This window comes from Streptomyces sp. NPDC048352 (genome assembly GCF_040651895.1).
GTDB lineage: Bacteria > Actinomycetota > Actinomycetes > Streptomycetales > Streptomycetaceae > Streptomyces.
Window position 1 is genome coordinate 1 of sequence record NZ_JBEZKZ010000132.1, and the last position, 9,410, is coordinate 9,410.

At 73.5% G+C, this 9,410-nt stretch carries 8 protein-coding genes; 1 reads left to right on the forward strand and 7 read right to left on the reverse strand.

Annotated features, from left to right (window positions below):
* Window positions 1-261: 261 nt before the first annotated feature.
* The 6 genes from AB0D45_RS33990 to AB0D45_RS34015 form a co-directional block, all read right to left on the reverse strand.
* The gene (locus AB0D45_RS33990) at window positions 262-1,023 is read right to left on the reverse strand and encodes an endonuclease/exonuclease/phosphatase family protein (RefSeq protein WP_362466400.1); all 762 of its coding nucleotides are present in this window, start codon (window positions 1,021-1,023) and stop codon (window positions 262-264) included.
* Window positions 1,024-1,099: 76 nt separating this feature from the next.
* On the reverse strand, window positions 1,100-2,041 hold the full coding sequence (locus AB0D45_RS33995) for an ROK family glucokinase (RefSeq protein WP_361606607.1): 942 nt from the start codon (window positions 2,039-2,041) through the stop codon (window positions 1,100-1,102).
* A gap of 61 nt (window positions 2,042-2,102) precedes the next feature.
* Complete coding sequence (locus tag AB0D45_RS34000) at window positions 2,103-2,570, reverse strand: DUF5304 domain-containing protein (protein WP_361606610.1); 468 nt, start codon at window positions 2,568-2,570, stop codon at window positions 2,103-2,105.
* A 67-nt stretch (window positions 2,571-2,637) separates the two neighbouring features.
* On the reverse strand, window positions 2,638-3,801 hold the full coding sequence (locus AB0D45_RS34005) for an ArsA-related P-loop ATPase (RefSeq protein ID WP_362466404.1): 1,164 nt from the start codon (window positions 3,799-3,801) through the stop codon (window positions 2,638-2,640).
* 179 nt (window positions 3,802-3,980) lie between these two features.
* Complete coding sequence (locus AB0D45_RS34010) at window positions 3,981-4,421, reverse strand: SRPBCC family protein (RefSeq protein WP_361610680.1); 441 nt, start codon at window positions 4,419-4,421, stop codon at window positions 3,981-3,983.
* 107 nt (window positions 4,422-4,528) lie between these two features.
* Complete coding sequence (locus AB0D45_RS34015) at window positions 4,529-5,311, reverse strand: metallophosphoesterase (RefSeq protein WP_362466407.1); 783 nt, start codon at window positions 5,309-5,311, stop codon at window positions 4,529-4,531.
* Window positions 5,312-5,566: 255 nt separating this feature from the next.
* Here AB0D45_RS34015 and AB0D45_RS34020 point away from each other — a divergent pair, with 255 nt between their 5' ends.
* The gene (locus AB0D45_RS34020) at window positions 5,567-7,363 is read left to right on the forward strand and encodes an AMP-dependent synthetase/ligase (RefSeq protein WP_361610676.1); all 1,797 of its coding nucleotides are present in this window, start codon (window positions 5,567-5,569) and stop codon (window positions 7,361-7,363) included.
* Between the two features lie 47 nt (window positions 7,364-7,410).
* Here the strand turns inward: AB0D45_RS34020 and AB0D45_RS34025 are convergent, their stop codons facing one another.
* Window positions 7,411-9,018: a GMC oxidoreductase gene (locus AB0D45_RS34025; RefSeq protein WP_362466409.1), complete on the reverse strand. Its 1,608-nt coding sequence runs from the start codon at window positions 9,016-9,018 to the stop codon at window positions 7,411-7,413.
* Window positions 9,019-9,410 lie beyond the last annotated feature (392 nt).

Here is a 9,410-nt window from a genome sequence, read left to right on the forward strand (position 1 = left end):
GTCTTTCGGCTTTCCGGGGCGGGACGGGCTGTCAAGGGTCGCCGAAGGCGATCACGCAGTGACGCGAGCGCAGCGAGCGCCCTTGACAGGCCGGCACGACACGGAACGACGATGGGACTGACGGGAAACCCCCAAACCGGCTGTGAGACCGCCCGACGGGCTTCCGCTCCCCCGGCCACTCACCCGCGCCCGGGGGGCGGGTGGGCAGCCACCGACCCGCCCCCACCGCCTCGAGGGGGAGATAGCGGGCCCGCACCGGCGTCACACCGCCGGCACCCGGAGGGTCGCCAGGACCGGGAGGTGGTCGGTGGCCGAGCGGAGGTCGCGCTGCGTCACCCCCGCCAGCCCCGCGGGGACCCCGCAGGTCAGCACCTCCACCCCCCGCGAGGCGAACACCGCGTCGATCCGCCGGTCCGGCGCCGCCGACGGGAACGTGTCGCCCCCGCCCCACGGGGACACCGTCCAGCAGTCCTGCAAGGCCCCCGACAGGCGGCCGAAGGCCGGGCCGCCCGCCGCCTCGTTCACGTCCGCGGCCGCGATCACGTGCGGCGCGCCCAGCCCCGCCACCCGCTCCAGGAGCAGGTCCGCCTGCGCCCGCCGCTCCCCCGCGTCCAGCGACAGGTGCGCGCTGACCACCCCGACCCGGGCCGCCCCGAAGCGGACCACCGCGGTCGCGAAGCCCCGCTGGTGCAGGCCGGGGGTGCGCGGCAGAAGGACGTCCTCGGTCCGCTCCACGAAGGCGCGCAGCGAGCACAGCAGCAGCGGCCCGGCCGCCGTCGCACCCCCGCCCAGCACCACCAGGTCGGTCTTCGCGGCCAGCCTGGCCGCGTGCTTGCGCCAGCGGAAGAACCGCGGCGCCTCCTGGACGAGTACCAGGTCCGGCGCGCAGGCGCGGATGACCCGCGCGAGCGCGTCCTCGTCGTCGCGCAGCGAGCGGATGTTGTAGCTGAGCGCCCGGATCACGGCTGAACCGTCGGGCTCGGTCACGGACTTCGGCGGCATGTGCAGCATGGGAGGCAGCATGTGAGGCAACATACGCAGCTGCCCGCCGCTCCCCCAGGGGGCACGGCGGGCAGTCACGGCCGAAAAGCGGGGGGCGTCAGCCCTGGCGGGCCAGGTCCGCCGCGCCCACGAGCCCGGCCTTGCCGCCGAGCTGCGCGGCCAGCACCTGTGCGTGCGGGCGCCACGCGCCGCCGACCAGCCAGCGCTTGAAGGACTTGCGGATGGGGTCGAGGACGAGGTCGCCCTCGTCGGAGACGCCGCCGCCGACGATGAACGCCGACGGGTCGAAGAGCGAGGCCAGGTCGGCCAGGCCGGCGCCGGCCCAGCGGGCCAGCTCGCGGAAGGCGTCGATGGCCACGAGGTCCCCGGCCCGGGCGGCCTCGCTGATGTGCTTGCCCTCGATGCCCTCGGCGGTGCCGTCACCCAGGCCCAGCAGGACGGCCGCGTTCTCGGGGGTGGCGTTGGCGCGCTGCTTCGCGTACCGGACGAGGGCGCGACCGGAGGCGTACTGCTCCCAGCAGCCCTGGCTGCCGCAGCCGCACAGCAGGCCGTCGGGGACGACCCGGATGTGGCCGAACTCCGCGGCCACGCCGAAGCGGCCGCGCCGCAGCTTGTTGCCGATGATGATGCCGCCGCCGAGGCCGGTGCCGAGGGTGATGCAGATGACGTCCTCGTGGCCCTGGCCGGCGCCGAAGCGGTACTCGCCCCAGGCGGCGCAGTTCGCGTCGTTCTCGACGACGACCGGCAGGCCGATGCGCTGCTCGACCTTGTCCTTGAGGGGTTCGTGCCGCCAGTTGATGTTCGGCGCGAAGAGCACCGTGGCGCGCTTGTCGTCGACGTATCCGGCGGCGCCGATGCCGACGGCGTCGATGGTGTGGTTGCTGCTGACCTCGGAGACGGCGGTGCAGATCGCCTCCGTCACGCCGTCCGCGGTCGGCGGGGTGGGCACCTTGTACGTCTCAAGGATGGTGCCCTCTTCGTCGACCACGCCGGCCGCGATCTTCGTGCCGCCGATGTCGACGCCGATGGTGAGTCCCATTAGTCCCTCGGTTTCCGGTCAAGCCCCGCCACGGCCAACCGTACCCGAGGCCGGCGGAGGTTCAGTCGAGATCGATCCGCTCGGCCGGGCCCGTACCGGGGCCCTCGTCGCCCTCGTCGGAGGACGTGCGGGGGGCGGGCGCCTCGTCGCGGGTCCAGCGGCGCTCGTGGCCCTCGACGGCCGAGCGGTAGGCCGCGAGCAGCTCGGACCCGGCCGCCGCGAGGTGGCCGAAAACCTCCGGGTTGCGCTCGACCACGGGCTTGGCGGCGGTCTTGGCCTGGTTGACGAACTGGCGTACGGCGTCCTGGGCTGCGGCGCCGAGGAGCGGGTTGTTCAGGGAGGAGACCTTGTCGGCGACGGCCTCGAAGAGCTTGTACAGCTCCTCGGCGGCCGTCCCGGTGCCGGGCCCGGTACCCGTGCCGGAGCCCTGTTCCCTGCGGTGGCGGCGCTCCTTCTCGGCGGCGAGGTCCTCGGCGCAGGCCCGCGCCCAGGCGTCGTCGTCGGTGGGGCGGTCGGTGGCCTCGCTCATGGCGGACTCTCCTGGCGGCAGCTGCGGTAGGTCTCCCTTCGACGTTACCCGAACGGCGGTACGGATCTCAGCGCTCCCGGGGCCACAGCCGCGGGTCGGGGGTGAAGCGGACGCGGAGGGAGCCGTCGGCGAGGGCGGCTCCGGAGACGGTGCAGCGGCGCAGGGCCGAGGGCAGCGGAACGATCCTGCGGTGCGGGCCGACCGCGATCAGGAGCTCGTCCCCGCGCCGGATCAGGTCGAGCTCGCTCTTGCGGGCGCGCGGCAGCGGGATCGCCCAGACGAGCACCCCGTCCTCGGCGAGGCGGTCCTCGACGCTCCAGCCGGGGCCCGGTGCGGGGACGGCGGCGGGGGTGGGGGCGATGCCGCGGGCGGCGCCGAGGACCTCCAGGTCGTCGGTGCCCCGGGGGTCCCGGCCGAGGTGGGCCAGCTCGACGACGGGCAGGTCGCGGCCCCACTCGTCCAGGAACCGCCGCTGCTGGGCGGCGATGCCCGCCGCCCAGGGGTCGGCGGCGGCGGAGCCGGGCGGCACGAGCCGGTTGGCCACCAGGGCCTCGACGCGCAGCTCGTGCAGGGCCAGGCCGAGCATCCCGGTGCGCAGGGCGCCGGCGGCGGCGGGGCCGGGTTCGGCGATCAGGCGGACGCGGGTGGTGCCGGCCTCCACGACGGCCTGGACGGCGGCCAGCTCCTTGTCCCAGCGGGCGGCGGTCTCGTACAGCCACTGCGCCGGCATCGGCACCCCGGCCAGCTGGGCCAGTACGGGCCGCAGGGCGCGGGCCGCCTGGCGCTCGGCGGGCAGCAGCCGGGCGAGGTAGCGGCGCAGCTGGGCCGGGAGGGCGAGGGTGGCCACGGCCTGGTGCAGCGGGGGCATGTCCACGACGACGAGGTCGGTGCCGGGCGCGGCGGCGGCCCTGCGCAGGCCGCGGAGCAGGGCGAACTGTTCGGCGCCGGGCAGCTCGGTCAGCTCCTCGGCGCCGAGGGGGCGGCCGCCGAGCATGCCGAGGAGGGTGGCGCCGCGGTCCTGGAGCGCGGCGAGTTCGGTACGGAACTCCTCGCCGGAGTCGATGGGGGCGAGCCGGAGCCGGGGGTCGGGGCTCGTCTCCCCGAGGGGCGCGCCGTCGCCGCCGGAGAGCAGCAGCACCCGCTGCCCGGCCCGGGCGGCGGCGAGCGCGGTCGCGGCGGCGACGGTGCTCCGTCCTGCCCCTCCGGGGCCGGTGACGAGCAGGGTGTGCATGGCTGTGCCTCTCGTTGTGCTCCGCGCAGCGGCGGCCGCCCGCGGACGACGGACCGTCCCGGCGGCCGCGGCCGGGCCCCGCTCCCGGCCGGCGGACGAGGTCCGGCGCGGCGGTGCGGGCGGCGCGGCGGAAAAGGCCGGGCCTCAGGCGCGGGCGGCGCGCCGGAAAAGGGCGGCCCTCAGGCGCGGGCTTCCACGCGCTTCTTCAGGCCGGCCAGCGCCCGGTCGATGATGACCTTCTCCGCCTTGCGCTTGATCATGCCCAGCATCGGGATCTTGACGTCCACCGTCAGCTGGTAGGTGACCTCCGTGCGGCCGCCGTCCAGCGGGGCCAGCCGGTAGGAGCCGTCCAGCTGCCGCAGCATCTGGGACTTGTCCAGCGTCCAGCTGACCTCGTCCGCGCCCTTCCAGCTGTACGCCAGCGTGTGGTCGTCCTTGATCGCTCCGGCGTCCAGCAGCAGGCGGACCTTCTCGGCGCGGCCCTCGGCGTCGGTGGCCAGCACCTCGGCCTCCTTCACCTCGCCGGTCCACTCCGGGTAGCGGGCGAAGTCGGCGATCACGGCCATCACGTCCGCCGGGGAGGCGTCGATCGTGATGCTTGAGCTGGTGTGTTCCGCCATCGCGGTGGCTCCTCCGGGTTGGGGGCACCTCCCAGCGGTAGCTGGGGGAATGTCGAGGAAGTGTGCGGCCTGCGGCCGCCGCGTGCAGGCTACCGTGCGTGCGGAGGTCACCACTCCAGGGCCCACGGCCTTCCCGTGGCGGCGAAGTGCCCGACGTTCACGCACTCGGTGCCGGCGATCCTGGCCCGCCGCGCCAGCGGCTGGTGGACGTGCCCGAAGAGCGCGTACCGCGGCCGCGTGCGGCGGATCGCGGCCAGCAGGGCCTCGCTCCCGCGCTCGAACCGGCGCGCGACGGTGTCGTAGCAGAGCTCGGGGACCTCCGGCGGGATGTGCGAGCAGAGCACGTCCACCTCGCCCAGCGCCTCCACCTTGGCCGCGTACTCCTCCTCGTCGACCTCGTAGGGCGTGCGCATCGGCGACGGCAGGCCGCCGCCGACGAAGCCGAAGACGCGGCCGCCGATCTCGACCCGCTGTCCGTCGAGCACGGTGGTGCCGGGGCCGGCGTACTCCTGCCACAGCCCGGGGACGTCGACGTTGCCGTACGTGGCGTACGTCGGGCTGGGGAACGCCGCGAACATCTGCGCGTACTGCCGGCGCACCGCTTCCTCGATCAGCCGCTCCCTGTCGAGCCCGTCCCACAGGCTGCGGCCGAATTCGCGCGCTTCCGCGAAGCGCCGCGCCGTGCGCAGCTCGACGATGCGGTGGGCGTTCTCGACGCCGAAGAGGTCGGGGAAGATGCCGCGCGAGTGGTCGGCGTAGTCGAGGAAGAGCACCAGGTCGCCGAGGCAGACGAGCGCGTCGGCGCCGTCGCCGGCCCGCGCGAGCGCCTCGGTGTTGCCGTGGACGTCGCTGACGACGTGGACCCGCGTACGACTCTTCCTGCCACCCATGGCTGCCACCCTAGGGCGGCCCGGCTCCGGCCGGGTAGAGGGCGGGTCGCAGGCGGCCGGACCTGCGGTTACTTCCGAGTCTCGAACACGGTCGACTACTGTCGGCAGCGTATTGGCGGGTCTTGCGGCGCATCGCGATGTACAGAATGTGACGCACGGAACATCTGGCCGGTTCCCTCTATCGGGAACCCACTACCGGTGGGTAACGTCCGGTCGGTCCACACGGTGGCGATGGCGCCCAGAGGAGCAGCAGTCTTGCGCGAGTTCAGCCTTCCGGCCCTGTACGAGGTCCCGTCGGACGGGAACCTGACGGATCTCGTCCGCCGCAACGCCACGCAGCATCCCGACACCGCCGTCATCGCCCGCAAGGTCGACGGCCGGTGGCAGGACGTGACGGCGACGGAGTTCCTCGCCGAGGTGCGGGCCGCCGCCAAGGGCCTGATCGCGGCGGGCATCGAGCCCGGCGACCGGGTCGCCCTGATCTCCCGCACCCGCTACGAGTGGGTGCTGTTCGACTTCGCGATCTGGACCGCAGGCGGCGTCACCGTCCCCGTGTACGAGACCAGCTCCCCCGAGCAGGTCCAGTGGATCCTGGGCGACTCCGGGGCCGTCGCGGTCATCGTGGAGAGCCCCGCGCACAGCGCGACCGTGGCCTCGCTGCGCGACCGGCTGCCGGAGCTGCGCGAGGTCTGGGAGGTCGACCAGGACGCCCAGGGCGTGCTGGCGGCCGCCGGCGCGAAGGTCACCGACGCCGAGGTGGACGCGCGCAGCGCCCTCGCGGTCGCCGACGACCCGGCCACGATCGTCTACACCTCGGGCACCACCGGCCGCCCCAAGGGCTGCGTGCTGACCCACCGCAACTTCTTCGCCGAGTGCGGCAACGTGGTGGAGCGGCTGAAGCCGCTCTTCCGCACCGGCGAGTGCTCGGTGCTGCTGTTCCTGCCGGCCGCGCACGTCTTCGGGCGCCTGGTGGAGGTGGCGGCGGTGCTGGCGCCGATCCGGCTGGGCTGCGTACCGGACATCAAGAACCTCACCGACGAGCTGCAGTCCTTCCGGCCCACGCTGATCCTCGGCGTGCCGCGCGTCTTCGAGAAGGTCTACAACTCGGCGCGCGCCAAGGCCCAGGCGGACGGCAAGGGCAAGATCTTCGACGCGGCCGCCGAGACGGCGATCGCGTACAGCCGGGCGCTGGACACCCCCTCGGGCCCGTCCTTCGGCCTGAAGCTCAAGCACAAGCTGTTCTCCAAGCTGGTCTACTCCAAGCTGCACACGGTCCTCGGCGGGCGCGGCGAGTACGCGATCTCCGGCGGCGCCCCGCTGGGCGAGCGGCTCGGCCACTTCTTCCGCGGCATCGGCTTCACGGTCCTGGAGGGCTACGGCCTGACGGAGACCTGCGCGGCCACCGCCTTCCTCCCGTGGGACAAGCAGAAGATCGGTACGGTGGGCCAGCCGCTGCCCGGCTCCGTGCTGCGCATCGCCGACGACGGCGAGGTGCTGGTGCACGGCGAGCACGTCTTCAAGGAGTACTGGAAGAACGAGGCGGCAACCGCCGAGGCGATGACGGACGGCTGGTTCCACACCGGCGACGTCGGCACCCTCGACGAGGACGGCTACCTCAAGATCACCGGGCGCAAGAAGGAGCTCATCGTCACGGCGGGCGGCAAGAACGTCGCCCCCGCGGTGATCGAGGACCGGATCCGGGCGCACGCGCTGGTCGCGGAGTGCATGGTGGTCGGCGACGGGCGGCCGTTCGTGGCCGCGCTCGTCACCATCGACGAGGAGTTCCTCGGCCGGTGGGCCGCGGAGAACGGCAAGCCGGCCGGGGTGACGGCGGCGGAGCTGCGCGAGGACGCGGAGCTGGTCGCCGCCGTCCAGAAGGCCGTCGACGACGGCAACGCGGCGGTGTCCAAGGCGGAATCGGTGCGGAAGTTCCGCATCCTCGGCTCGCAGTTCACGGAGGAGTCCGGCCACATCACGCCGTCGCTGAAGCTCAAGCGGAACGTGGTGGCGAAGGACTTCGCGGACGAGATCGACGCTCTCTACCGGGGCTGAGACCCGCGGCTGGGACCCGGGGCTACGGCCCGGGCTACGGCTCGGGGCTACGGCCGGGCGAGGATCCGGTCCATGTTCCGCTCGGCGAGGGCCGTGATCGTCACGAACGGGTTCACGCCGAGCGAGCCGGGCACCAGTGAGCCGTCGAGCACGTACAGCCCCTGGTACCCCTTGACCCGCCCGTAGGCGTCGGTGGCCTCGCCGAGGACGCAGCCGCCGAGCGGGTGGTAGGTGAAGTCGTCGGCGAAGGCCCGGTTGTCACCGAAGAGGTCGTGGCGGTAGACGGTGACGTTGCGGCGGTTGATGCGGTCGAAGAGGTTCTTGGCCGCCGCGACCGCCGGGGCGTTCTGCTCCCGCCTCCAGTCGAGCCGTGCCGAGTCGCTCGCGGCGTCGTAGGTGAAGCGGCCGCGCTCCGGGTTCCTGGTGATGGCCAGGTACATCGAGATCCAGTGCTCGATGCCCATGGGCAGCGGGGCGATCTCCGCGAAGACGGGGTTGGCCGCGTTGTCCCAGTCGTCGATGCCCAGCGCGGGCATGGTGGCCTGGTTGCAGCCGACCGTGTCCCAGAGGTGGTTGGCCCGGGCGGTCATGACGTTGCCGTTGGGGCCCCAGCCGAGCCCGACCTTCTCGCTGAGCGCGGGCAGCGTGCCGGTCTCGCGGGCGCGCAGCAGGATTTCGGTGGTCCCCAGACTTCCCGCCCCCAGGAACAGCTGCCCGCAGCCGAGTTCGCGGACCTGGGTGACGCGGCCGGTGACGTCGCTGGTCCGTACGGTCAGCACGTAGCCGCCGGCCGGGTCCTGCCGTACGCCGACCACGTGCTGCATGGTCTCGATGGTGACGTTGCCGGTGCCGAGGGCGGCGGCGAGGTAGGTCTTGTCGACGCTCTTCTTGCCGTGGTTGTTGCCGTAGATGACCTCGCCCGCGAGCGCGGAGCGGGGGGCGGTGCCGGCGGCCTCGCGCTTCATGTGGTCGAAGTCGTAGACGTTGGGCACGAAGGTGGTCTTCAGGCCGGTGTTGTGGGCGTGTTTGCGGGAGGTGCGGGCGAAGCGGTACCACTCCGTGGACTCGAACCAGGCGGGGTCGATGTCGTTGACGCCGAGCATGGCGCGGGCGCGGGGGTAGTACGTGCCGTACATCTCCTCTGCGTCCACCCCCGGGAACACCTCGGTGAAGTACGAGCGTCTGGGGGTCGGCGCCATGCCGCCGTTGACGAGGGAGCCGCCGCCCACCCCCCGCCCCACGTAGACGGACATGTCCCCGTGGTGCACGCGGTCGAGGACCCCGGGGTAGGGGCTGATGTCGCGGTTGACCACGTCGAGCCAGAGGAACTGGGCGAGCGGGGCCTCGGTGCGGTTGCGGAACCACATGGAGCGGTGGTCGGGCGCGGAGGTCGAGGGGAAGACCTTGCCGTCGGGGCCGGGGGTGTCCCACAGCCGCCCCATCTCGAGGACGACGGTACGGACGCCCGCCTGCCCGAGGCGCAGCGCGGCGACGGCGGATCCGTAGCCGGAGCCGACGACGACGGCGGGGGCGTAGTGCGCGGCGGGGGGCTCGGCCGCGGCGGCGCTGCCGAGGCCGATCCGGGTGAGCCCGAGGGCGGCGGCGGTACGGAGGGCGTTGCGGCCGAGTTGACGGCGCGTCAGGTTGTGTGTCATGGGCGCATCATGAGCGGGTTCCGCTCAACCGGCCATAACGCGCACTGCCATGCATGTGAGTAACAGTCAGACATGTTCGGACCGTAGCCGGGTGGCGGCGGACGGCTGCCGGTCTGCACGATTCCGCCCGGGATTGTCCTTGCCGGACCGGCAATGCCGTCTTCTGCCCCTTCTTGACGCGCCAGCCGTCGGACCCGGGGCGGGGGCCAGTGGGGCGTGGGTGCGTGGGCCGCTGCGCGGGGCTGGTCCCTCCCCGCCCTTCCACCGTTCCCCGGGCTGCGCCCGGACCCCTCCTGGGGGCTCCGCCCCCAGACCCCCCCGCCACAAAACCCCGCGGGGCGGTTGGTCAAGCCCCCCCGCGGTGGGGGCGACGGGGCGCCGCCCCCCCGAGC

Bases quoted from the DNA above. Each gene is read 5' to 3' on its own strand.
- AB0D45_RS34000 (WP_361606610.1), bottom strand. From the start codon at position 2,570: ATGAGCGAGGCCACCGACCGCCCCACCGACGACGACGCCTGGGCGCGG.
- AB0D45_RS34005 (WP_362466404.1), bottom strand. From the start codon at position 3,801: ATGCACACCCTGCTCGTCACCGGCCCCGGAGGGGCAGGACGGAGCACC.
- AB0D45_RS33990 (WP_362466400.1), bottom strand. From the start codon at position 1,023: ATGCTGCCTCCCATGCTGCACATGCCGCCGAAGTCCGTGACCGAGCCC.
- AB0D45_RS34025 (WP_362466409.1), bottom strand. From the start codon at position 9,018: ATGACACACAACCTGACGCGCCGTCAACTCGGCCGCAACGCCCTCCGT.
- AB0D45_RS34010 (WP_361610680.1), bottom strand. From the start codon at position 4,421: ATGGCGGAACACACCAGCTCAAGCATCACGATCGACGCCTCCCCGGCG.
- AB0D45_RS34015 (WP_362466407.1), bottom strand. From the start codon at position 5,311: ATGGGTGGCAGGAAGAGTCGTACGCGGGTCCACGTCGTCAGCGACGTC.
- AB0D45_RS33995 (WP_361606607.1), bottom strand. From the start codon at position 2,041: ATGGGACTCACCATCGGCGTCGACATCGGCGGCACGAAGATCGCGGCC.